Origin of the sequence: Stenotrophomonas chelatiphaga (genome assembly GCF_032054965.1) — a bacterium.
GTDB classification, from domain to species: domain Bacteria; phylum Pseudomonadota; class Gammaproteobacteria; order Xanthomonadales; family Xanthomonadaceae; genus Stenotrophomonas; species Stenotrophomonas chelatiphaga.
Map to the genome: position 1 here is coordinate 54,556 of NZ_DAMBRS010000015.1, position 23,048 is coordinate 77,603.

General features: G+C 66.0%; 24 protein-coding genes. 13 read left to right on the forward strand and 11 right to left on the reverse strand.

Annotated elements, in window-relative coordinates; all coding sequences use genetic code 11:
* The first annotated feature begins 134 nt into the window (after positions 1–134).
* Both RTX79_RS15900 and RTX79_RS15905 read left to right on the forward strand, forming a co-directional pair.
* Positions 135–1,697, forward strand: coding sequence for an oligopeptide:H+ symporter (locus RTX79_RS15900; RefSeq protein ID WP_312684723.1), 1,563 nt, complete (start codon positions 135–137; stop codon positions 1,695–1,697).
* Positions 1,698–1,704: 7 nt separating this feature from the next.
* Complete coding sequence (locus RTX79_RS15905; protein ID WP_042613285.1) at positions 1,705–2,328, forward strand: rhomboid family intramembrane serine protease; 624 nt, start codon at positions 1,705–1,707, stop codon at positions 2,326–2,328.
* 25 nt (positions 2,329–2,353) lie between these two features.
* On the opposite strand, the gene RTX79_RS15910 is transcribed toward RTX79_RS15905, so the two are convergent.
* Positions 2,354–2,539, reverse strand: coding sequence for a hypothetical protein (locus RTX79_RS15910; RefSeq protein WP_312684725.1), 186 nt, complete (start codon positions 2,537–2,539; stop codon positions 2,354–2,356).
* Positions 2,540–2,738: 199 nt separating this feature from the next.
* Between RTX79_RS15910 and RTX79_RS15915 the strand changes: the two genes are divergently transcribed.
* From RTX79_RS15915 to cfa, 3 genes are read left to right on the forward strand one after another with little or no spacing between them, the layout of a single operon-like run.
* Positions 2,739–3,038 carry a GNAT family N-acetyltransferase gene (locus RTX79_RS15915; protein ID WP_057687186.1) on the forward strand — a complete coding sequence of 100 codons (300 nt, stop codon included), beginning with the start codon at positions 2,739–2,741 and terminating at the stop codon, positions 3,036–3,038.
* Between the two features lie 38 nt (positions 3,039–3,076).
* The gene (locus tag RTX79_RS15920; protein ID WP_312684727.1) at positions 3,077–3,967 is read left to right on the forward strand and encodes a DUF3298 and DUF4163 domain-containing protein; all 891 of its coding nucleotides are present in this window, start codon (positions 3,077–3,079) and stop codon (positions 3,965–3,967) included.
* A 15-nt stretch (positions 3,968–3,982) separates the two neighbouring features.
* The gene (gene cfa, locus RTX79_RS15925) at positions 3,983–5,101 is read left to right on the forward strand and encodes a cyclopropane fatty acyl phospholipid synthase (RefSeq protein WP_312684729.1); all 1,119 of its coding nucleotides are present in this window, start codon (positions 3,983–3,985) and stop codon (positions 5,099–5,101) included.
* Between the two features lie 69 nt (positions 5,102–5,170).
* Here the strand turns inward: cfa and RTX79_RS15930 are convergent, their stop codons facing one another.
* The gene (locus RTX79_RS15930) at positions 5,171–7,339 is read right to left on the reverse strand and encodes a M3 family metallopeptidase (RefSeq protein WP_312684730.1); all 2,169 of its coding nucleotides are present in this window, start codon (positions 7,337–7,339) and stop codon (positions 5,171–5,173) included.
* A 116-nt stretch (positions 7,340–7,455) separates the two neighbouring features.
* On the opposite strand from RTX79_RS15930, the gene RTX79_RS15935 reads away from it, so the two are divergent.
* Positions 7,456–7,926, forward strand: coding sequence for a glutathione peroxidase (locus tag RTX79_RS15935; protein WP_312684731.1), 471 nt, complete (start codon positions 7,456–7,458; stop codon positions 7,924–7,926).
* A gap of 14 nt (positions 7,927–7,940) precedes the next feature.
* Here RTX79_RS15935 and RTX79_RS15940 read toward each other — a convergent pair whose 3' ends face one another.
* The 3 genes from RTX79_RS15940 to RTX79_RS15950 all read right to left on the reverse strand — a co-directional run bounded on the left by RTX79_RS15940 (position 7,941) and on the right by RTX79_RS15950 (position 12,576).
* Positions 7,941–8,720 (reverse strand): ferredoxin--NADP reductase, encoded by a 780-nt coding sequence (locus RTX79_RS15940; protein WP_057687169.1) that lies wholly within the window; start codon positions 8,718–8,720, stop codon positions 7,941–7,943.
* 93 nt (positions 8,721–8,813) lie between these two features.
* Positions 8,814–10,685, reverse strand: a complete 1,872-nt coding sequence (locus RTX79_RS15945; RefSeq protein ID WP_312684733.1) for an ABC transporter ATP-binding protein — start codon at positions 10,683–10,685, stop codon at positions 8,814–8,816.
* Positions 10,686–10,749: 64 nt separating this feature from the next.
* Positions 10,750–12,576 (reverse strand): sulfatase-like hydrolase/transferase, encoded by a 1,827-nt coding sequence (locus RTX79_RS15950; protein WP_312684734.1) that lies wholly within the window; start codon positions 12,574–12,576, stop codon positions 10,750–10,752.
* A 520-nt stretch (positions 12,577–13,096) separates the two neighbouring features.
* Between RTX79_RS15950 and RTX79_RS15955 the strand changes: the two genes are divergently transcribed.
* A complete protein-coding gene (locus RTX79_RS15955) occupies positions 13,097–14,614 on the forward strand; it encodes a fumarate hydratase (RefSeq protein WP_312684736.1) in 1,518 nt (505 codons plus the stop codon).
* 49 nt (positions 14,615–14,663) lie between these two features.
* Here RTX79_RS15955 and arsC read toward each other — a convergent pair whose 3' ends face one another.
* The 3 genes from arsC to RTX79_RS15970 all read right to left on the reverse strand — a co-directional run bounded on the left by arsC (position 14,664) and on the right by RTX79_RS15970 (position 16,778).
* Entirely contained in the window at positions 14,664–15,005 is a 342-nt protein-coding gene (arsC, locus tag RTX79_RS15960) for an arsenate reductase (glutaredoxin) (RefSeq protein WP_123699785.1), read from the reverse strand.
* Positions 15,005–16,159 (reverse strand): phospholipase A, encoded by a 1,155-nt coding sequence (locus RTX79_RS15965; RefSeq protein WP_309685074.1) that lies wholly within the window; start codon positions 16,157–16,159, stop codon positions 15,005–15,007. Before RTX79_RS15965 ends, arsC begins: the two co-directional genes overlap by 1 nt.
* Positions 16,160–16,292: 133 nt before the next feature.
* Positions 16,293–16,778, reverse strand: coding sequence for a DUF456 domain-containing protein (locus tag RTX79_RS15970; RefSeq protein ID WP_057509371.1), 486 nt, complete (start codon positions 16,776–16,778; stop codon positions 16,293–16,295).
* Between the two features lie 233 nt (positions 16,779–17,011).
* Here RTX79_RS15970 and RTX79_RS15975 point away from each other — a divergent pair, with 233 nt between their 5' ends.
* On the forward strand, positions 17,012–17,215 hold the full coding sequence (locus RTX79_RS15975) for a cold-shock protein (RefSeq protein WP_019185917.1): 204 nt from the start codon (positions 17,012–17,014) through the stop codon (positions 17,213–17,215).
* Between the two features lie 97 nt (positions 17,216–17,312).
* Here the strand turns inward: RTX79_RS15975 and RTX79_RS15980 are convergent, their stop codons facing one another.
* Positions 17,313–17,804, reverse strand: coding sequence for a glycine zipper 2TM domain-containing protein (locus RTX79_RS15980; protein ID WP_057509370.1), 492 nt, complete (start codon positions 17,802–17,804; stop codon positions 17,313–17,315).
* A 184-nt stretch (positions 17,805–17,988) separates the two neighbouring features.
* On the opposite strand from RTX79_RS15980, the gene RTX79_RS15985 reads away from it, so the two are divergent.
* Positions 17,989–18,801: a tRNA threonylcarbamoyladenosine dehydratase gene (locus tag RTX79_RS15985; protein ID WP_312684739.1), complete on the forward strand. Its 813-nt coding sequence runs from the start codon at positions 17,989–17,991 to the stop codon at positions 18,799–18,801.
* Between the two features lie 32 nt (positions 18,802–18,833).
* Here RTX79_RS15985 and RTX79_RS15990 read toward each other — a convergent pair whose 3' ends face one another.
* Both RTX79_RS15990 and RTX79_RS15995 read right to left on the reverse strand, forming a co-directional pair.
* Positions 18,834–19,613, reverse strand: a complete 780-nt coding sequence (locus RTX79_RS15990) for a TatD family hydrolase (protein WP_312684750.1) — start codon at positions 19,611–19,613, stop codon at positions 18,834–18,836.
* Positions 19,610–19,825 (reverse strand): DUF6116 family protein, encoded by a 216-nt coding sequence (locus RTX79_RS15995; protein WP_057509368.1) that lies wholly within the window; start codon positions 19,823–19,825, stop codon positions 19,610–19,612. The genes RTX79_RS15990 and RTX79_RS15995 overlap by 4 nt, the downstream gene beginning before the upstream one ends.
* 162 nt (positions 19,826–19,987) lie before the next feature.
* On the opposite strand from RTX79_RS15995, the gene RTX79_RS16000 reads away from it, so the two are divergent.
* The 4 genes from RTX79_RS16000 (at position 19,988) to RTX79_RS16015 (ending at position 22,828) form a co-directional block, all read left to right on the forward strand.
* Complete coding sequence (locus tag RTX79_RS16000; RefSeq protein WP_057509367.1) at positions 19,988–20,818, forward strand: glycine zipper 2TM domain-containing protein; 831 nt, start codon at positions 19,988–19,990, stop codon at positions 20,816–20,818.
* Positions 20,819–20,898: 80 nt separating this feature from the next.
* On the forward strand, positions 20,899–21,444 hold the full coding sequence (locus RTX79_RS16005; RefSeq protein ID WP_312684740.1) for a GNAT family N-acetyltransferase: 546 nt from the start codon (positions 20,899–20,901) through the stop codon (positions 21,442–21,444).
* 79 nt (positions 21,445–21,523) lie between these two features.
* A complete protein-coding gene (locus RTX79_RS16010) occupies positions 21,524–22,183 on the forward strand; it encodes a glutathione S-transferase family protein (RefSeq protein WP_312684741.1) in 660 nt (219 codons plus the stop codon).
* 84 nt (positions 22,184–22,267) lie between these two features.
* Entirely contained in the window at positions 22,268–22,828 is a 561-nt protein-coding gene (locus RTX79_RS16015) for an NADPH-dependent FMN reductase (protein ID WP_057509364.1), read from the forward strand.
* The last annotated feature ends 220 nt before the right edge of the window (positions 22,829–23,048 follow it).

Below are 23,048 nucleotides of genomic sequence, written 5' to 3' on the forward strand. Positions count from 1 at the left end.
GCCGTGCAGGCGTCGTGACCCCGTTGCGTCTCTGCCATGCTTTCCGGGTGCTGTCATGCAGCCGTGCAGCGTGCGCTGGGGGCCTGCCTTCCGGTAACCTTGGCGCTTTCGTGTCCGCAGGAAAGCCTTACAGGATGAGCCATAACGCAGTCGCCCCCGCCGGCAAGGGATCCATGCCGCGCCAGATCCCGTACATCATCGGCAATGAGGCCTGCGAGCGCTTCAGTTTCTACGGCATGCGCAACATCCTGGTGCAGTTCCTGATCACCTCGCTGCTGCTGCAGGAGATCACCACCGAAGGCCGTGCCGGTGAAGCCAAGGACATCATGCACAGCTTCATGATCGGCGTGTATTTCTTCCCGCTGCTCGGTGGCTGGCTGGCCGACAGATTCTTCGGCAAGTACCACACCATTCTCTGGTTCAGCCTGATCTACTGCGTCGGCCACCTGTGCCTGGCATTGTTCGAAGGCAGCCGCGGCGGCTTCTTCTTCGGCCTTGGCCTGATCGCGCTGGGTGCGGGTGGGATCAAGCCGCTGGTCGCTTCGTTCATGGGCGACCAGTTCGACCAGGGCAACAAGCACCTGGCCAAGCTGGTCTTCGACGCCTTCTACTGGATCATCAACTTCGGCTCGCTGTTCGCCTCGCTGCTGATCCCGCTGGTGCTGAAGAACTGGGGCCCGCAGTGGGCATTCGGCATCCCGGGCATCCTGATGTTCATCGCGACCTTCGTGTTCTGGCTGGGACGCAAGGGCTACGTGCTGACGCCGCTGCCGCCGAAGGACCCGCATTCGTTCGCCAACGTGGTGCGTACGGCGCTGACCGCGCGCGTGGAAGGGCGCGGCCGTCCCGGCCTGGTGCTGGCCGTGGCCGGCGTGGTGCTGGCGATCGCTTCGTTCGGGCTGGTCGGCACGCTGGGTATCGTGATCTGCCTGTGCCTGGCGCTGGTGTCGATCCTGGCCGGTATCGGCGGAGGTACCTGGATGCAGCTGGAGCGCGCCCGTGCGGTGCACCCGGACGAAGCCGTCGAAGGCGTGCGCTCGGTGCTGCGCGTGCTGGTGATCTTCGCCCTGACCACGCCGTTCTTCTCGCTGTTCGACCAGAAAGCCTCCACCTGGGTGCTGCAGGGCCAGCAGATGCAGATGCCGAGCTGGTTCACCGCCTCGCAGATGCAGGCCCTGAACCCGCTGCTGGTGATGATCCTGATCCCGTTCAACAACCTGGTGCTGTACCCGGCGCTGCGCCGGTTCGGCTTCGAACCCACCGCGCTGCGCCGCATGACCGCCGGCATCGCCTTCAGCGGCCTGGCGTGGATCGTGGTCGGTGGCATCCAGGTGGTGATGGATGGCGGCAACGCGATGTCGATCTTCTGGCAGATGCTGCCGTACGCGCTGCTGACCTTCGGTGAGGTACTGGTCTCGGCGACCGGTCTGGAGTTCGCCTACAGCCAGGCGCCGCAGGCGATGAAGGGCGTGGTGATGAGCTTCTGGAACCTGACCACCACCATCGGCAACCTGTGGGTGCTGCTGTCCAACGCCGCGGTGCGCAACGATACGGTGACCCACCAGATCGCCAGTACTGGATTGAGCGAAGCGGCATTCCTGATGTTCTTCTTCGCCGGCTTCGCGTTCGTCGCCGCACTGGCCTTCGGCTGGTATGCGCGCCGTTACCGCATGGTCGACAACTACCGCGCCGCCTGAGCCTGACATGACGCCTGTAAATCTCCTGCTGATCGCCATCACCGCCATCGTTTCCTACCTGGCGTTCAACAACCGCAAGCTGGCCGACCGGCTGATCCTGTGGCCACCGGCGGTGGATCGCCACCGCCAGTACGACCGGCTGGTGACCTACGGCTTCATCCACGCCGACTGGCCGCACCTGATCTTCAACATGATCACGCTGTTCTTCTTCGGCGGGCAGATCGAAACGGTGATGGTGCAGCTGTCCGGCAGCTACCTGACCTATCCGGCGTTCTATCTCGGTGCGCTGGTGGTGTCCATCCTGCCCAGCTACATCAAGAACCAGAAGAACCCCAACTACCTCAGCCTGGGCGCGTCGGGCGCGGTGTCGGCGGTGCTGTTCGCCTTCATCCTGCTCAGCCCGTGGACGATCATCCTGGTGTTCTTCATCCCAGCGCCGGCCATCCTGTACGCGGTGTTCTACGTGGGCTACAGCATCTGGATGGACAAGAAGGGCGGGGACCGCATCAACCACAGCGCCCACCTGGCCGGTGCGGCGTTCGGCGTGCTGTTCCTGCTGGCGATGAACCCGGGCATCTTCAACCATTTCCTGCGCGAGCTGTCCAACCCGCGCTTCGGCCTGGGCGGCTGAGAGCGCGGGCCGCGAACGGCGGTGGCTAGCGCGCCCGCGGGGTGCCGCTGTCCACGCCGTAGGTATCCAGCAGGCGGGTAAAGACTTCTTCGCCGATCTGCTGGAACTGCGTCTGCTCCGTATGGCCCTCCACGGCAAGCTGCAGCAGGCCTTCCAGCAGCGCGTCATCGCTGGCGGTGGCACCGGTGGGCGGAGCAGGGGGGTGTCGCATCGGAACCTCCTGGGAACGGGATGGGCGGACCCGGCGGGGCCTTCCAGTGCGCCCCGTCGACAGCAGTATCGGCCGTTGCCGGTGCTCCTTTAGCGCCCGATGACTCCGGGGCAGAGAGCGCTTGCCCCTGTTCAGGCTTCACACGATCATGGCGGCAGGCTGCGCACCATCGGTGGTGCTGCCCCAGGAGATCGGTCCCATGGCTTCGGTCACGCCCCCCGGATTGGCTTACGAGGTCACCCATGACCTGGCTGCGCACCGCTTCACTGCACGGGTGCAAGGTCATCTGGCGCTGCTGGAGTACCAGCTCAAGCGCCGCCGCATGGTGATCACCCACACCGAGGTGCCCGACGCGATCGGCGGGCGCGGCATCGCCGGGGAACTGACCCGCGTGGCGCTGCGCTGGGCGCGGGACAACAAATACAAAGTGGTGCCCGCGTGCGCTTACGCGGAGGCGTTCTTTGAGCGCCACGAAGAATTTCATGACCTGTTGGCCTGATCGGCCCACGGGGTTCGTTCCAGCAAGGAAACCGATACATGTCGCTGCAAGTCCAGGGGAAATCGATGAAGTCGTTGCGCCGAAAACTGCCTGCCGCCGCCGTGCTGGGCGTGGCCATCGCGGCCGTGCTGCTGGCCGGTTGTGGCCGCCGGGACGGCGACGATGCGGGTGACCAGCCCGCCGTTGCCGACACCGCCGGCCCGCTGCCGGCACCGGTGGCCGATGCGCCGGCCGATGCGCCGGTGGCGCTGGCCGACGTGATCGAGACCACTCCGCAGGCGGTGGTCGGTATCAGTTACGCGGCCGGGCTGGACCAGTACCATGGGCTGGCCAAGGCGCTGCAGGACTACGCTGCCACCGCGCGCGGCGAACTGCAGCAGGCCATTGATGGGCTGGGCAACGACAAGCCGACGATGCCGTACGAGTTGTCGCTGGCTTTCGAGAAGCAGCTGGAAACGCCGGAGCTGGTGGTGGTGCGCGCCGAAGGCAGCCGCTACACCGGCGGTGCCCATGGCGAGCCGCTGGTCGCACGTTTCGTCTGGCTGCCCGGACCGCAGCAGATGCTGACCGCCGATCACCTGGTGCCCGACGCCAAGGGCTGGAAAACGATCAGCGACTACGTGGCCGACCAGCTGCGCGAGCGCGTGGCGACCCGCCTGAGCAGCGAGGACATGGAGCCGGGCGAGCTGCAGGAATCGCTGCGCAGCGCCTCGCGGATGATCAACGAAGGCACCGGCGCCAGGCCGGACAACTTCCGCCAGTTCGAGCCGATGACCGACGCCGCCGGCAAGGTCACCGGGCTGCGTTTCGTGTTCCCGCCCTACCAGGTCGGCCCTTACTCCGAAGGCACCCAGACCGCCGACGTACCGGCGTCGGTGCTGGTGCCGCACGTGGCGCCGGAGTATGCCGGGCTGTTCGCCCACGGCTGATCGCGGAGGCGCTCGATGGACGCGGCGCTGCAGGTCCGGCTCACCGCGTTGCTGCACGAAGCCGGCGTCACCGTTGGCGGTGTCCGGCCGCAGGATATCCAGGTCCACGACCCGCGCTTCCATGCGCGGGTGCTGGCAGGTGGGTCGCTGGCGCTGGGCGAGAGTTACATGGACGGCTGGTGGGACGCCAACCAGCTGGATGTCTTCCTGCTGCACCTGCTGCAGGCGCACCTGGACGAGCGCGTGCACGGCTGGCGGGAACTGGCCGATGCGGTCCGCGCGCGGCTGGTCAACGCGCAGTCCGGCCAGCGCAGTTTCGAGGTCGGGCGCCGTCACTACGACCTCGGCAACGACCTGTACGCGGCGATGCTGGGGCGGCGGCTGGTGTACAGCTGCGGCTACTGGCGGCAGGCCGCGGACCTGGACGCCGCGCAGGAGGCCAAGCTGGACCTGGTGTGCCGCAAGCTTGCGCTGCGGCCCGGCCAGCGCGTGCTGGACATCGGCTGCGGCTGGGGCGAGGCGCTGAAGTTCGCGTGCGAGCGCTACGGGGTCAGCGGCGTCGGGGTCACCATCTCCGAAGAGCAGGCCGCCTATGCACGCGAGCGCTGCGCGGGCCTGCCGGTGGAGATCCGGCTGCAGGATTACCGCGCGCTGGATGAGCGCTTCGACGCGGTGTTCTCCATCGGCATGTTCGAGCACGTGGGCGAGCGCAATTACCGGCACTTCTTCGACGTGGCGCGGCGTTGCCTGGCAGCGGACGGGCTGTTGCTGCTGCATACCATCGGGCGCAATGTCAGCGGCCACCGTACCGATCCGTGGATCGCCCGCTACATTTTCCCCAACTCGATGCTGCCCTCGGCGGTGCAGGTCACGCGCGCGTTCGAGGGCCGCTTCGTGCTCGAAGACTGGCATGGCTTCGGCACCGACTACGATCTGACCCTGCAGGCCTGGCGGCGCAACGTGGAAGCGGCCTGGCCGCAGCTGGATCCGCAGCGATACGACGAACGTTTCAAGCGCATGTGGCGCTTCTACCTGGCCGGTTCGATGGCCGCGTTCCGCTGCCGGCATGCCCAGTTGTGGCAACTGGTGCTGTCCCCGGAAGGGGTGCCCGGCGGGTACGTGGCACCGCGCTGAGGCGCGCCATGAAAAAAGGCCGCCCGGTTTCCCGGGCGACCTTCCAGGCCACGCTGTTACCGATGCTGCTTAGTTGCCTGCACCGGTCAGGCCACGCTTCTCCAGCAGCGGCTCGATCTGCGGCTCGTGGCCGGCGAAATCGCGGAACAGCTGCATCGCATCGACGCTGCCGCCACGCGACAACAGGGTTTTGCGGAAGTGGTCGCCGTTCTTGCGGCTCAGGCCGCCGTTCTCGTTGAACCACTTCTGGGTGTTGGCGTCGAGCACTTCCGACCAGATGTAGGCGTAGTAACCGGCCGAGTAGCCGCCCATGATGTGGCTGAAGTACGGGGTCTTGTAACGCGGCGGCACCGGCGCGTAGAAGATGCCGTCCTTGGCCAGTGCATCGGCTTCGAACTTCATCACGTCGGCGGCGGCCGGAACCTGGCCGGCGCTGATCTGGTGCCAGCGCTGGTCGAGCATCGCCGCGCCCAGGTATTCGGTGGTGGCAAAGCCCTGGTTGAACTTGGCGGCGGCGACCACCTTGTCCAGCAGCGCCTGCGGCATTGCCGAACCGTTCTGGTAGTGCTTGGCGTAGTTCTTCAGGATGACCGGGTTGTCGGCCCACATTTCATTGACCTGCGAGGGGAACTCGACGAAGTCGCGCGGCACCGAGGTGCCGGAGAAATACGGGTACTTCACGTTGGAGAACATGCCGTGCAGCGCGTGGCCGAACTCGTGGAAGGTGGTGGTCACTTCATCCCAGGTCAGCAGGGTCGGCTTGCCCGCCGGCGGCTTGGGGATGTTGAGGTGGTTGGCCACCACCGGCTTGAAGCCGGACAGTTCGGACTGCGAAACGTAGGAGTTCATCCACGCACCGCCACGCTTGGATGCGCGTGCATACGGGTCGAAGATGAAGATCGCCAGCTGGCTGCCGTCGGCATCGAACACGTCGTACACGGTGACGTCGTCGTGGTAGACCGGCAGGTCGGTGCGCTGCTTGAAGGTCAGGCCGAATTCGAGTTCGGCGGCATGGAACACGCCGTCTTCCAGCACCGTCTTCATTTCGAAGTACGGCTTGAGCTGGGATTCGTCGAAGTTGTACTTGGCCTGGCGCACCTTCTCGCTGTAGAACGCCCAGTCCCACGCTTCCAGCTTGAAGGTCGGCTTGCCGGCGGCCTTCTGTTCCTGGTCGATCATCGCCTGCAGGTCGGCGGCTTCGCGCTTGGCGTTGGCCACCGCGGCCGGGGCCAGCTGGCCGAGCATCGCGTTGACCGCTTCGGGGGTCTTGGCGGTCTGGTTGGTCAGGTTGTAGGCGGCGAAGTTGGGGAAGCCCATCAGCTTGGCCTTGTCCGCGCGCAGCTGCATGATGCGCGCCACCAGCGCGGTGTTGTCGAACTCACCGCCGCGGCTGCCACGGGTGGTGGACGCTTCGTAGATCTTCTGGCGCAGCGCACGGTTGGCCAGGTTGGTCAGCGGCGGCTGGCCGGTGGTGTTGAGCAGGGTGATCACGTACTTGCCGTCCAGGCCACGCGCCTTGGCCGCTTCGGCGGCGGCGGAGATCTGCTCCTGCGACAGGCCATCCAGCTCCTTGACGTCGTCCACGGTGAGCGCGGAGGCGTTCACTTCGGACTGCACGTTCTGGCTGAACTTGGTGCCCAGGTTGGCCAGCTCGGCGTTCATTTCCTTGAGCTTGGTCTTGTCCGCCTCGGACAGCTTGGCGCCGGCGCGGACGTAGTTCTCGTAGTACTTCTCGACCAGGCGCACGCCTTCGGCGTCCAGGCCCAGCTTGGCGCGGTCGTCATACAGGGCCTGGATGCGGGCGAACAGCTTGCCGTTCAGTGCGATCGCATCGCCATGGGCGGCAAAGCGCGCCGAATAGTCGGCCTGCAGCTTCTTGCGGGTGTCATTGGTATCGGCACCGACCAGCGCGAAGAACACGGTGGTGGCACGGTCCAGCGTCTCGCCGCTCTTCTCCAGCGCGATCAGGGTGTTTTCGAAGGTCGGCTTGGCCTTGTTGTTGGCGATGGCCTCCACTTCCTTCAGCTGCTGCGCCATGCCGGCGTCGAAGGCCGGGGCGAAGTCGCTGTCGGTGATCTTGTCGAACTGCGGGTAGTGCAGCGGCAGCGGGCTGTCGGCGAAGAACGGGTTGGCCTGCTGCGCGGCGGTGCTGGCAGCCGGGGTGGCGGCGCCGGCGGAATAGGCGGGCAGGGCAAGGCCGAGGGTCATGGCCACGGCAAGGGCAAGGCGGGTGGTCAAGGCAAGGTACTCCACTAAGACAAGTCCCCGAGGGTAACCCGGCCCCGGACGGGCGGGCTTGTGTCGAAAGGCATGGGCGTTCAGGCTGCTGGCTTGTTCCCTGCAGCGGCCGGCCGATGACCAGCGCCTTTGACTTCGAATACACCACGCTGGAAGGCGAGCGCGTTGCGCTGTCGCGTTACCGTGGCAAGCAGCTGCTGCTGGTCAACGTGGCCAGCCGCTGCGGTTTCACCCCGCAGTACACCGGCCTGGAGCAGCTCTGGCAGGACCATCGTGAACGCGGATTGGTGGTGATCGGTTTTCCGTGCAACCAGTTCGGCGCGCAGGAGCCCGGCGATGCCGCGCAGATCCGCGCGTTCTGTTCGCTGGATTACCCGGTGACCTTCCCGCTGTCTGCCCGGATCGAGGTCAACGGGCCCCGCGCCGACCCGTTGTGGCAGTGGTTGTCCACGCAGAAACGCGGCCTGCTGGGCAGCGCGCGCATCAAGTGGAACTTCACCAAGTTCCTGCTCGACCGCCAGGGCCAGGTGCAGTCCCGCTTCGCCCCCACCACCACGCCCGACCAGCTCCGCCGCCGCCTCGATTGAGGGGGCGGAAACGCTTATTTTTCGACGAAGGCGCGTTCGAAGACGTAATGGCCGGGACTGCCGATGCGCGGGGACACCTGGAAGCCCTTGGCGTCCAGCACCGTGCGCAGGTCGGCCAGCATCTGCGGGCTGCCGCAGATCATCGCGCGGTCGTTGGCCGGGTCCAGCTCCGGCAGGCCCAGCGTGCGCTGCATCTGCCCGCTTTCCAGCAGCGAGGTCAGGCGGCCCTGGTTGGCGAACGGTTCGCGGGTGACGGCCGGGTAATACAGCAGCTTGTCGCCGATCATCTCGCCGAGGAACTCGTGCTCGCGCAGTTCGCGTTCGAAGTAGTCGCGGTAGGCCAGGTCCTTTTCGTAACGCACGCCATGGGTGAGGATCACCTTGTCGAAGCGCTCGTAGGTTTCCGGGTCCTTGATCACCGACAGCCACGGCGCCATGCCGGTGCCGGTGCCCAGCAGGTACAGGTTCTTGCCCGGGTGCAGGTCGCTGATCAGCAGGGTGCCGGTCGGCTTCTTGCCCACCAGTACCTTGTCGCCCGGCTTGATGTGCTGCAGGCGCGAGGTCAGCGGGCCGTCCTGCACCTTGATGCTGAAGAACTCCAGGTTCTCTTCCCAGTTCGCGCTGGCGATGGAATATGCGCGCAGCAGCGGCCGCGCCTCGGTTTCCAGGCCGATCATCACGAACTGGCCGTTCTCGAAGCGGAACCCGCTGTCACGGGTCAGGGTGAAACTGAAGTAGGCATCGGTCCAGTGGCGGACCTCAAGCACCGTCTCGGCGCCGAAAGCAGCAGACATGGGGGTAGCGTATCCAGGAAATCGTCCGGGACATTCTACCTCAAATGAGACAGGTTCTCATTGAGCGGAATGAGAGGCGTTCGTGACCACCGTTCAGCGATACCCGGCCGCCTGCAGCTCGAACAGCTCGGCGTAGCGGCCGCCTTCGGCCATCAATTGGGCATGGCTGCCGCTGGCCTCGATCCGGCCATCGGCCAGCACCAGGATGCGGTCGGCCATGCGCACCGAAGAAAACCGGTGCGAGATCAGCACCGCGGTGCGTTGTTCGGACAGCTCGCGGAAGCGCTGGAACACCTCGTACTCGGCGCGTGCGTCGAGCGCGGCGGTCGGCTCGTCCAGGATCATCACCTGGGCCTGGCGCATGTACGCGCGCGCGATGGCGATCTTCTGCCACTGGCCGCCGGACAGGTCCACGCCCTGCTTGAAGCGGCGCCCGATCACCTGCTGGTAGCCGCCGGGCAGGGCCTGGATCACCTCTTCGGCCATGCCGCGGCGTGCGGCGTCGCGGATGCGCTGCGCGTCGTCCAGCGCATCGACCTGGCCGACGCCGATGTTCTCCCCGGCGGTGAGGTTGTAGCGCACGAAGTCCTGGAAGATCACCCCCATGTTGGCGCGCAGGTCGTCCAGGTCGTAGTCGCGCAGGTCACGCCCATCGAGCAGGATGCGGCCCTCGTCCGGGTCGTACAGCCGCGCCAGCAGCTTGACCAGCGTGGTCTTGCCGGCGCCGTTTTCGCCGACCAGCGCCAGCACCTCACCGGCATGCAGCTGGAAGTCGAGATGGCGCACGGCCCAGGTTTCCGCATCCGGATAGCGGAAGCCGACGTTGTCGAACACGAAGCCCTGGCGGATCGGCCGCGGCACCGGTATGGCATCGGGGCGGGTGTGGATTTCCGGGGTGATCTGGAAGAAGGAGAACAGATCGTCCAGGTACAGCGCCTGGCTGGCCACCTGCGAAAAACCGATCAGCAGGCCTTCAAGCAACTGGCGCAGGCGCAGGAAACTGCCGGCCAGGAAGGTCAGGTCACCGATGCTGAAATCACCGCGCACGGTGCGCCAGGCGATATAGGCGTAAGCGGTGTAGTAACCCAGCGTGCCCAGCGCGGCCAGCAACGTACCCCAGAACGCCCGCTTGCGCGCCAGCGCGCGGTTGGCGTGGAAGAAGCGGTCGGCCAGCAGTTTGTAGCGGTCGATCAGGAACCGGTGGAGGTTGAAGATCTTGACCTCCTTGGCGGTTTCCACGCTGGCCCCGACCTGGCGCAGGTAATCCAGCTGGCGACGCTCGGGGGTCCATTGGAAGTTGAGACTGTAGCCGGCCGCGTTGAAGTGGGATTCGCCGATGAAGGCCGGCACCAGCGCCAGGGCCAGCAGCACGATCAACCAGGGCGCGTAGACCAGCAGGCCCACGGCAAGGCTGGCCACGGTGATCGCATCCTGGACCTGGCCGAACAGCTGGCTCATCAGGTTCATCCGGCCCATGGTCTGGCGCCGCGCACGGTCCAGCTTGTCCTGCAGTTCGGGATCCTCGAAATCCTCCAGGTCCAGGGAGGCGGCGTGCTCCATCAGGCGCACGCTGGTGACATTGGTGAACAGTTCCGACAGCAGCGAATCGGCGTAGCTGACAATGCGCCCCAACAGGTCCGAGGCAATGGCCAGCCCGAATTCCAGCGCCAGCAGGGTCAGCAACGGGGTGAGCAGGCCGCTGGACAGCGCTTCACCGAACGGCGGAAAACCAGCGTCGTGCTGGCTGAGCAGCACGGCCGAATCGATGATCAGCTTGCCGACATACAGCATCGCCACCGGCAACAGGGCGCGGATGATGCGCAGCCCCAGGCTGGCGCTGGCCAGCCACGGGCTGGTCTGCCATACCTGGCGCAGGAACGGTGGCAGGTTGCGCATCGCACCGACCCGCTCGCGCAGGCTGGGATTGCTCGGGCCGGGGGCACTGCTGGATCGGGAGGCGGGCATGGGGCGCATTGTGCGCCCCGTTACCGTGGTTGCGGCATGAATCCCACAGGGGCCGACGCCTCGCTCAGCCGGTGGGATCTGCTGCTGTCGGCGAGTGCAGTGCACCGGGGTTCAGCAGCTGCATCTGTTGGAGGATCACGGCGGTGGCGATGGCGGGCGCACGGCTGTCCTTGATCGGTTGGTAGTCTTTGTCACGTACTTCCATCCCGTACGGGCGGACCAGCAATGTTTCTTCGCCCAGACGCACCGCACGCGATGTCCACGACTCCACCAGCAGCGGACGCTGCGCGGGAAGCGGTCCGAACAGGTCCACTCCGGCGGCAAAGTCTGCTGGTGGATTGGTGCAGGACAACAGGTGGCGCATCAGCGTCGGCGCGACATCCATGTGGCTGGTCACGGCCGGCTCCTGCGCCGGAGCGCGTCCGGGCCAACGAACAAGCATCGGCACACGTGTCTGCACGTCGCTGAAATTACTGTTGTGTCCCCAGTCGTTCTGGCCCAGGTCGTTGAACGATTCGCCATGGTCACTGGTGATGATCACAACCGTGTCATCACTGCGGCCGGTGTCGTCCAAGGCCTGCAGCAACTCACCAATGCGCGCGTCCGCACCCAGCACGGCGTTGCGATAGCGATTGAACAGCGGCTTGGGATTGGTCGAGCGTCCGGTCTTGAGATGTGCGCCGGCGGACGCCTGCGGCAGGAAGCGCTGTTCGGCCTCTGCCGGCACCGCATAGGGTGCATGCGCGCTGTCCAGCAGGATGAAGCCGAAGAAGGGCTGGTCGGCCGGCTGCCCACGCAGTGCCGCGGTCATCTGCCTGACAACATCCCGGTCACGCTCATCAGGCGCGACCTGCGGCGATGCGGTGTGCAAGGGTGCATCGGTCTCGACGAACACCGCGCGGTCCAGGCGGGCACCTGCCAGTGATGCCCCCCCGTAAAGATGGAAAGCGTAGTTGTAACGCTGCAGCTGGCGAAGCAGTTCCGGGCCACGACGATGGTGGATCATCGTCTGGGTATACAGCGCCGGCAATCCGTAGAACAGCCCGAAAACACCGTGCATGGTGTTGTTGCCGGTGCTGTAGTGCTGGTCGCCCTGCCATGCATCGGCAGCAAAGCGGGCGGTGTTCGGCATCTGCTCCGGGCTCAGCATATCGTGGCGCAGTGAATCGACCACGATCACCAGGACGTTTGACAGCCGCTGAGGCTGGCATTGCAGCGCCGCGCGCGGATACGACAGCGCCGCGTTCGCGGCCGGTTGCGCGGCAAGCCGAACCTGTGATCGATCATCGGCAGCCCAGCCCAGCCTGGCCAGCTGCCGACGCGCGGTTGTGGTTTGCAGCCACGGGATTGCACGTAATCCCGCCATGGCATCGGTACGGCCCTGGGCGTCGTACCAGATGCCAAGGCCCTGGCTGAGGGCCACCATCGGCACCACCAGTGCCATCCACCGCCAGCGCACGCCCGCGTGTCGGCGCGCGCGCAGGATACGGACGAGAAGGTATTGGCATGCAGCCACCACGCCCACCGCCAAAGCGGCCAGCAGCCATGTGCCGCTGCTCAGCCCCAGCTGCCCGAGCAGGCCGCCGTCGAACATCAGCGCGATCACCAGCCCGTTGATATGGAAGCCGAACTGATTGAACACGCGCGCATCCACGACAATCAGGACCCACCACAGCAGGGTGAGGGCGAGCAGGCTGGGCAGTGCCAGGGGCCGCAGGAGAGGGACGCGGTCCATCAGCCATACCGGCAGGCCAACGACGAGCATCATGGTGCCGAGCTGCGCAGCCAGTGCAGCGCCAAGGAAGAACCGCGCGTCCGACGCGTCAGGCCATTCAACGTTGATCAGTAACGGGATGGCAAGAAGCACTGCATTGATCAGCAGGTAAGACAACAGCCACGCGTTGCAGCGGGCGCGAAGGGAGGGGGGGACTGCGTGGGCCAAGGGGCTGATCCTGCTTCGAACGAATGCAGGACGTTAGGGGGTCCACCGCGACGCGCCCCATCAATTCAAACAATGAATTAGCTGGACATCATCGATAGATTGGCTTCGAGACTTTTCAGCGTAAACGGCATGCTTTCGGCATCGTTATGGCGCAATGAACGCCTATCCACTGCACCTGCTCCACACCGGTGTTTTTTTGACCATGCCGTTCGCGTCGCAGCGAGCGAGGCGCATGTCCCTGCCCGGCGCTGACCCGCGCATGCCCCTGGCCCGCACCGGACCCTGCACCCGGATGAGCAGGCCGGTGATCATTCAGGCGGGAGCATGCTGCAATGGAGCCGCCATCCGGCCGCCGCAGGCCCTGAACGCCGCACAGGACACGATTGGCAGGGCAAACAGCCCCCGGTCTGCCGCGCGGGGGTAAAATGGGCGGAATAACCCCCGCCAGCCCCGAGCAAGCGAGCAAGCCGTGACATCGATCAAGCAGGAAGACCTCATCCAGTCCATCGCCGACGCGCTGCAGTACATCTCGTACTACCACCCGGTGGACTACATCAAGAGCCTTGCCGCAGCCTACGAGCGCGAGGAATCACCGGCGGCCAAGGAGGCGATGGCGCAGATCCTGATCAATTCGCGGATGTGCGCCGAAGGCCACCGGCCGATCTGCCAGGACACCGGCATCGTTACCGTGTTCCTGGAAATCGGCATGAACGTGCGCTGGGACGATGCCACCATGGGCGTGGAGGACATGGCCAATGAAGGCGTGCGCCGCGCCTACAACCATCCGGACAACAAGCTGCGCGCCTCGGTGCTGGCCGATCCGGCCGGCAAGCGCATCAATACCAAGGACAACACCCCCGGCGTGGTCAACGTCAAGGTGGTACCCGGTGACCACGTCGAGGTGATCGTCGCGGCCAAGGGCGGTGGTTCGGAAGCCAAGAGCAAGTTCGCCATGCTCAATCCTTCCGATTCCATCGTCGACTGGGTGCTGAAGACCGTGCCGACCATGGGCGCCGGCTGGTGCCCGCCGGGCATGCTCGGCATCGGCATTGGTGGCACCGCTGAAAAGGCGATGCTGCTGGCCAAGGAATCGCTGATGGAGCCGATCGACATCAACGAACTGAAGGCCCGGGGTGCGTCCAACCGCGCCGAAGAACTGCGCCTGGAACTGTTCGACAAGGTCAACGCGCTGGGCATCGGCGCGCAGGGCCTGGGCGGCCTGACCACCGTGCTGGACATCAAGGTCAAGGACTTCCCCACCCATGCGGCGAACCTGCCGGTGGCGATGATCCCGAACTGCGCGGCCACCCGCCATGCGCACTTCACCCTGGATGGCAGCGGCCCGGTGATGCTGGATCCGCCGTCGCTGGAAGACTGGCCGCAGATCACCTATGACGCGTCCAAGGGCACCCGGGTGGACCTGGATACGATCACCCCGGCCGATGTGGCCAGCTGGAAGCCGGGCCAGACCCTGCTGCTCAACGGCAAGCTGCTGACCGGCCGCGATGCCGCGCACAAGCGCATCGTGGAAATGCTGGACAAGGGCGAGCCGCTGCCGGTCGACCTCAAGGGTCGTTTCATCTATTACGTGGGCCCGGTCGACCCGGTGCGCGACGAAGTGGTGGGCCCGGCCGGCCCGACCACCGCCACCCGCATGGACAAGTTCACCCGCCAGGTGCTGGAACAGACCGGCCTGCTGGGCATGGTCGGCAAGGCCGAACGCGGACCGGCGGCGATCGAAGCGATCCGTGACAACAAGTCGGCCTACCTGATGGCCGTGGGTGGTTCGGCCTACCTGGTGTCCAAGGCGATCAAGGCGGCCAGGGTGGTCGGCTTCGCCGATCTGGGCATGGAGGCCATCTACGAGTTCACCGTGCAGGACATGCCGGTGACGGTGGCGGTCGATTCCACCGGTGAGTCGGTTCACCAGACCGGCCCGCGCGAATGGCAGGCCCGGATCGGCAAGATTCCGGTGGTGGTGGCCTGATAACGGCCCACGGGGTGGGTGACGACCGTGGGGTCGTCACCGCCGCGCGTTACAGAATGTCGAGCACCCGCTCGGGTGGCCGGCACAGGCGCGTGCCTTTGTCGGTGATCACGATCGGCCGGTTGATGAGACGCGGATGGGCGACCATCGCGTCCACCAGCCGCGCCTCATCGGCGCCGGCCAGCCCCAGTTCGGCAAACACCGGCTCGTTGCTGCGCACCAGCTCCGCAGCGCGCAGGCCGGCATCGGCCAGCACCTTGCGCAGCGCCTGCGCGTCGGGCGGATCGGCCAGGTAATCCACGATGACCGGATCCAGTCCGGCATCGCGGATCAGCTTGAGCGTATTGCGTGACTTGCTGCAGGCGGTGTTGTGCCAGAGCGTCACGGACATCAGAACCACTCCAGCAACGACACGCCCACGCCGATGTAGGTGGCCTTGTGGTTGTAGTCGATCATGCTCTCGCCGTAGCCATCGAACACTTGGACGTGGCCGCGCAGCAGGTTGCTGATCGGGAACCCATAGTCGATCTGCAATGCGCCGTGCGAGCGGTCACCACCGCGCAGCGAATGCCGCCCCATCAGCGCGACTTCATGGCCGTTGCGGTTCCACACCAGGGTCGCATCGCCGCGGCCCATGTAATCCTGGATGTCCGGGTTGTTGTCATCGCTGCGCGACTCCGGCAGGCGGTACCACGGGCGCAGGGTCAATGCCCAGTTCTCGCGGTCCAGGCCGACACTGACGATCACCCGGTTCCAGCTGCGCGAGAACGGATCGGCCCGGCCATTGGACTGGTGGTTGATGCCGATGGCACTCATGCGGCCGCGCCAGCCACCGATGGAGTAGCCATTGCGGAACACGGCCATGACCTCCGGTTCGTAGTTGGTTTCGCGGAACGGGCGCGAGTTGTCGGCGTTGTAGGCCTGCCAGCGCGAGCTCTGGGTATAGCCGGCCCAGATGTCACCGTTGTCGCCGAACAGGTTCTCCACGATCTTGGTCTTGAAGCTGAGCTGGAACTTCAGCTCGTTGCTGTCCAGCAACTGCGGGGTGGTCACCGTGTTGGCCGGGTTCGGCGACTGCGGAGCGAGATTCTTGTCGCTGGTCCAGAACGCCGGCAGCAAGTACACCGGCTTGTAGGCGCGCAGCTGGAACGGCCCCAGCTTGGAGTCTTCGGCCAGCTCCCAGCGGCTGTCCAGCAGCGAGCCGCGGCCAGCATTGGCCAGCGCCGCATCGTGCGGGGCCGGGCGGAACAGGTCGCCCACGCGCGAGCGCAGTTTCTCCTCGCCTGCGCTGACCCGGACTTCGCGGCGTTCTTCCTTGCGCGCCACCGCAGCGGCTTCGGCCGCGGCGTCGGCCTGCGCGGTGGTGGCCTGGGTGGGACCGAACAGCTGGTCATAGCAGGCAAGCCGCGCCGCGTCGGTGGTGATGGCGGCGCAGGCGCTGGGCGAAGTTGCAGGCGAAGCGGTGAATTCCTGCGCGGCCAGCGGAGCGCTGGACAGGGCCAGCACCAACGGGGCCAGGCGGGGAATGGGGGAGGTGAGGGTCATTGCTGCGGGCCCTTGCACGAGGCTGAATAGGAGAGAGAGTGAGGAGCAGTGTGGCGTGCGTCGGCGTTGGCCGCCAGTGGTCGAAGCGGTTATGCCAGTGCCCCCTGTGAAGCGGCGTGAAACCGCAGTGAGTTCAGAGCAGCCAGGCAAACGCGAACAGCCCCAGCATTGCCACCAGCAGCGCGACCTTCAGCGCCATCCCCAGCAGGATGCCGAGCCACGTGGCCAGTCCCACCCTGGTGGAACGGCCGAGTTCGCGACTGTGCCAATACTCGCCGACCAGCGCGCCCAGCAGCGGGCCGAGGAACAGCCCGACCGGCATGAAGAACAGCCCGGCGATGCTGCCGATGAAGGTGCCCCACAAGGCCTTGCGGCTGGCCCCCACGCGCTGCGCCCCGACCACCGTCGCCAGCACGTCCACCACGAACGACAGCACGGTCAGGACGGCGAGTACCGTCAGCACGGGCCAGCCGACATGGACGAAGCCGTCAGCCCACGCGGCCAGCAGCAGGCCGAGGAAGACCAGTGGAATGCCGGGAAGCGCCGGCAGCACGATGCCGGCGATGCCCAGCGCGATGCAGAGAGCCGCTACCAGATACAAGATGAATGAGAGGTCCATGCTTTACCGTATGGAGGTCCAAAAGGGGTTGACACATTGATCAATCTACCCGTTGCATTTTCATTTATGCCGGGTTAACGTGACCCCGCTGAGCTTGGCAAGGTCACCGTGGATCGTGGCCTGATGATGGTAGATCCCAGCGATCCGCTACATCGTTGCACCTCGCTTCCTCCTTGCTCGTCAGCCGCCTATCAGGGCGTAACCAATTACAAGACAGTAAGGGAGTAGCAAAGATGGCTGAGAAGGGCACCGTCAAGTGGTTCAACGATGCGAAAGGCTTTGGTTTCATCAGCCGTGAGAGTGGCGAGGATGTGTTCGTGCATTTCCGCGCCATCGAATCGCAGGGCTTCAAGTCGCTGAAGGAAGGCCAGGCCGTCGAGTTCGAGGTCGTCACCGGCCAGAAGGGCCTGCAGGCCGACAAGGTCAAGCCGCTCTGATTGAACGCGCCGCGTTTGTTTCAGCAGAAGGGCCCGCGCGAGCGGGCCCTTCTGGTTCATGTCGCTGCAACGGCTGGCAGCGGCAACGCTGCCAGGATCAGCGCAGCACCACGCGGCCGTTCACAACGCGCACGTAGGTGTTTTCGCGGATCCCGCCGAGGTCACGCTGGTTGACCACGATGGTGCGGCCATCATCCATGCGCACGGCGATATCGTAGGTATCGCTGGTGACGTTCTTCTGGATCTGGTTGCCGGCCAGTGCGCCGCCGACCGCACCTGCGGCTGCGGCGATGTTCTTGTTGCCACGGCTGCCGCCGGTGTGGTCGGAGATTTCATGGCCGGCCACGGCGCCGACGATGCCGCCGAGCACCGCACCGGTCGCCGACGGTGCCGCACGGCCGGAGGCCACGGTATTGATGCGGGTGACGATGCCGCAGTCCGCGCAGCGGTTGGTGTTGTAGTTGCCACCACTGTTGCCGTAGCCGCTGTTGGTGTTGCCGTAACCGCCGCCGCCATAACCGGGCGAGGTGGCACAACCGGCCAGGGCAAGGGTGGCGACAACACTCGCGGCAATGAGCTGGATTTTCATGGGTGGTTCTCCTGGCCAGAAAGGGTGGTAGGCGTCTGGTGCGCTTGGGAGGGATCCTCCTTCTTTGAACGTGAACGGCGCGCCAACCATTCCCCCATTTCATGGCTGGCGGATGAACCACGCCCAGCGCACGCGCGGCACGGGCCCTGCACGGGAATGGCCCGACACCCGTTAAAATGCCGCGATGAATGATCAGATCAAAGAACGCTTCGCCGGCGTTGAACGGCTGTATGGGCGCGGATCGCTGGAGACCCTGCAGGCGCGGCGGGTCGCCGTGGTCGGCATGGGCGGGGTCGGCTCGTGGGTGGTGGAGGCGCTGGCCCGTTCGGCGGTAGGCCACCTGACCCTGATCGATGCCGATGATATCTGCGTGTCCAACACCAACCGCCAGCTGCCGGCGATGGAAGGCAACTACGGGCGCAACAAGTCGGTGGCGATGGCCGAGCGCTGCCGCGCCATCAATCCGGCCATCGACGTGGATGCGGTCGAAGCGTTCCTGACCCCGGCCAACATGGTCGAGCTGCTTGATCGTGGTTTCGACCTGGTCATCGATGCCTGTGACAGTTTCCGGGTCAAGGTAGAAACCATCGCCTGGTGCCGCCGGCGCAAGCTGCCGCTGCTCACCGTCGGCGCCGCCGGAGGCCGCACCGATCCCACCCTGGTGCGCGTACGTGATGTATCACGCACCGAACACGATGCGATGCTGGCGCTCATCCGCAAGAAGCTGCGCAGCGAGTTCAACTTCCCGAAGAATGCCAGACGTTACTTCGGCGTGCCGGCGATCTATTCCCTGGAAAATGTCCGCTATCCGCAGGCCGACGGCAGTGTCTGCGGGATACGCCCGGAACTGGGCCCGGACGCGGCGCTGAAGCTCGACTGCGGTGCCGGACTCGGCGCGGCGACCCACATCACCGGCGCGTTTGCGTTTGCCGCGGTGGCCAAGGCGCTGGAGATGCTGCTCGCGCCGAAGAAGCAGGTCGCCGACGCGGCCGGATGACGCCGGCGGTTCCGGCCCGGCCGCAATGCAGGTCAGGCGGCCGCGGCGGGCAGCCCGAACAACCGCTGCGCGTTGACCGTGGTCGCCTCGGCAAGCACCTGCAGGCTGATGCCCCGGCGTCCGGCGATGTGGGTGGCGATGTCACGCAGCCGTGCCGGTTCGTTGCGCTGGCCGCGGATTCCCTGATCCGGCTGGTCGGGGGCATCGGTTTCCAGCAGCAGCTGCTCCAGCGGCATGGACTGCACCAGGCGATGCAGGCGCTGCGCGCGCTCGTACGTGACCGGCCCGCCCAGTCCCAGCAGGAAACCGGCCTTGTGCAGTTGTGCAGCCTGTTCGGGGCTGCCTGAGAAACTGTGGACCACCCCGCGCAGACCGCCCACCCGGCGCACCGCGGCGATCACCGCATCCACCGCGCGCCGCGCATGCACGATCACCGGCAGGTCGAATTCCCGCGCGAGCTCCAGTTGGGCCACGAAGTAACACTGCTGCAGGTCGCGGTCGAGGTCTTCGATGAAGAAGTCCAGGCCGCATTCGCCGATCGCGCAGGGGCGCTCGCGCTCGATCCACTGGCGCAGTTCGTCCACGTGTCCCTGCGCATGCTCGGCCAGGAACACCGGATGCAGTCCGTAAGCGGGATACAGCCCGGGGGCCTGCAGGCAGACCTCGCGCAGCTTCGGCCAGCTTGCCGCGGTCACCGCCGGCACCACCTGCGCCCGCACGCCGGCAGCGCGGGCGCGCTCGATCACCTGCGCACGGTCCGGATCGAACTCATCTGCATCCAGGTGGCAATGACTGTCCACCAGCACGGTCAGCGCAGCTCCAGCGGCGGCGCCTTGGGCGGCGACCGGGTTTTCCAGCTGGCCAGCAGCAGGGTGCCCATACCGAGCAGAAGTTCGTCCACGAACGGAATCGGGTCGGGCACCACCAGCGTGATCGCGAACAGGCCGGCGGTGAGCTTGAACAGGGTGGGGAAGCGCAGTCGGCGCGCCCAGTTGAGCAGGGGCAGCAGCATGGGGTTGGCCATCGTCGAGTTCCGTGGGGTACCAATGCAGACGCTATCATGGGCGTAGGTCTGCAGTTTCCTGAATGGGAGGCCGGACATAAAGGTTCTGTCGATATTCCGTTCAGCCAGCGCGTGCTGCAATCCACATCGTGAACGTTGCGGGTGGTCCGCAAGGAGCAGGTCATGAAATCAACTACTACTACTGTCCTGGTCGCCGCAGGCGCGCTGCTGGTCGGTGGCATCGCCACCGCTGCCTTCATGAAAAGCGGTGACACCTCTCCTGGTTACGTGACCGCCGCCGATGGCACCGTGCTGCCCGATGGCAGCGTGGCCGAAGACGGCGTGCGCACCGATGCGCTGGATGTGGAGGCACGGCGCGGGCTGGAATATGCCGACGTGCTGAAGGTCGCGCCGATCACCCAGAAAGAAAAGGCCTACGCCACGGTCATCGGTACCGAGGCGGTGCGCCAGACCTCCAGCACCCAGACCCCGCATGAGGTGTGCGAGGACGTGGTGGTGCAGGAACGCCTTCCCGAGCGCGACGGCAACGTCGGCGGCACGGTCGCCGGTGCGGTCATCGGTGGCCTGCTGGGCAACCAGGTCGGCGGCGGCAACGGTCGCAAGGTCGCCACCGCTGCAGGCGCGGTGGCTGGCGGCATGATCGGTAACAACGTGGACAAGCGCCATGTCGGCGGCCGCGTGGTAAACCGTACCGAGCGCCAGTGCCACACCGAAACCACCACCTCCGAGTCCAGCCAGGTGACCGGTTACAACGTCACCTACCGCAACGAGGATGGCACCACCGGCACGATGCGCATGGACAGCAAGCCGGGCAACCGGATCGCCATGGGCAACACCGATGTGGTCAAGGGTTACGACGTGACCTACCGCTACGACGGTGCAGAGAAGACCATCCGCATGAACGACAAGCCGGCCAGTGATCGCCTGCCGGTGGTGGATGGACAGCTGGTCACCCAGACCGCTGCGGCTGACGTCGGTAGCACCCGTCAGTAACACCGGGTGTGCGTGATCGCGGTACAAGGACGGGTCGGCGCAAGCCGGCCTGTTTTCGTTTTGCCCTTCAGGAAGCCAGCATGAGCATCTTCGATCTCCGTCTTGAAACCGAGCGCCTGATCCTGCGGCCGCCGCAGGCCGTCGACCTGCAGCCCTATCTCGACTTCAGCGCGGATGAGGCGGTGATGTCCCATCTCGGCGGTGTACAACCGCCCTCGGTGGCCTGGCGCAGCTTCTGCGCGCTGGCCGGTGCCTGGCAGTTGTTCGGCATTTCGATGTTCAGCGTCATCGAGAAATCCAGCGGGCAGTGGGTGGGCCGGCTGGGGCCGTGGCAGCCGCTGGAGTGGCCCGGTACCGAAGTGGGCTGGAGCATCCGCCGCCAGAGCTGGGGCCTGGGCTATGCGCCGGAAGCGGCCACGGCGGCGATGGACTGGGTGTTCGCCAGCCTGGGATGGGAGGAGGTGATCCACTCCATCGCTGCGGACAACGTCAATTCCAAGGCCGTCGCGAGCAAACTCGGCAGCACGCTGCTGCGCATCGGCGAACTGCCGCCACCGCACGCGGGCAAGCCGGTGGAAGTGTGGGGCCAGAGCCGCGCCCAGTGGCTGGCACGGCGCGCGCGCTGACCCGCTTGGCAAGCGCGCGCGTGCTTGCCAGACTGCCCGCCAGCGTCGCCATGATCGGCGCGGCAACCGGAGCATGATGATGAGCGATGAGCGGATCGGGCTGACCGTCCACGGGATGTCGGTATCCGGCAACTGCCACAAGGTGCGCCTGCTGCTGGAGCAGCTGGGCACGCGCTATCGCTGGGTGGAGGTGGACAGTGCGCACGGGCAGACCCACGCGCCGGAATTCCTGGCCCTGAACCCGAACGCGAAGGTGCCCGTGGTGGTGCGCGATGACGGCCGCGTGCTGCCCGAATCCAATGCGATCCTGTTCTGGTTGGCCGAAGGCACGCCGTTCCTCTCCAGCGACGGCTGGGAGCGCGCGCAGACCCTGCGCTGGATGTTCTTCGAACAGTACAGCCACGAGCCCTATGTCGCGGTGGCGCGCTTCATCTGTGGCTGGACCGCGGCCGATTCACCGCGTCGCGCCGAACTGCCACGGCTGCGCGAGCGCAGTGCCGCCGCATTGGCGGTGATGGAACAGCACCTGGGCCACGCGCGCTGGTTCAGTGGCGCGGCGTATGGCATCGCCGATATCGCGCTGTTCGCATACACCGACGTAGCAGGGGACGGCGGGGTTTCCCTGCAGCCGTATCCGGCGGTGGTCGCGTGGCTGCAGCGGGTGCGTTCGCAGCCCGGCTTCGTTGCGATGCCCGAGGTCACTGCCGAGATCCGCGTGCGCTTCGACCAGGCGTCCTGACCGGCCGGGTGCGCTGCGGCTCTTCACCGGCGACGAAGGCGGGCCGGTCTAGTCTGGCCTGCCCCCCGAACAGAAGGTGATCCCGTGGCCGAATACACCATTGCCGTGCTCGTTGGCAGCCTGCGCAAGGAGTCGATCAACCGCCGCCTGGCACGCGCGCTGGAGAAGCTGGCGGCGGGCAGGGCGCGCTTTGATTTCGTGGAGATCGGTGACCTGCCGCTCTACAACCAGGATTTCGATGCGGATTACCCCGCGCAGGGCAAGCGGCTGAAGCAGCAGATCCGGGGCGCCGACGCGGTGTTGTTCGTGACGCCGGAATACAACCGCTCGGTGCCGGGCGTGTTGAAGAACGCCATCGACATCGGCTCGCGGCCGTATGGCCACAGCGCGTTCGCGGGCAAGCCGGCAGCGGTGATCGGTGCCTCCATCGGGGTGATCGGCACGGCGCTGGCACAGCAGCACCTGCGCAACATTCTGGCCTACCTGGACATGCCGGTGCTGGGCCAGCCGGAGGCCTTCCTGCACTTCAAGGAAGGACTGATAGACGAAGCAGGCACCATCAGCAATGCCGGCACGCAGGAGTTCCTGCAGGGCTTCGTCGACCGCTTCCTGACCCTGGTGGCGGTGCACGGCAAGGGCGCCTGAACCGCCGGCGACATCGGGCGGGGTGACCGACGCCTGCGATCTGCGATAATGGAGGCCTGCAGGTGCCGCAACGGCACCTGTCGCAGGTAGTGCGACGCCTCCGCGCCACGCTGGCCGGGCATTGGCGGATATCCCCCGTTTCTCCACGGCTTATCCACAGGCTTGTCCATGGCGGCAGGGTTGCCCGCATGCCTACACTGATCTCGCCACTTCTGTAGGA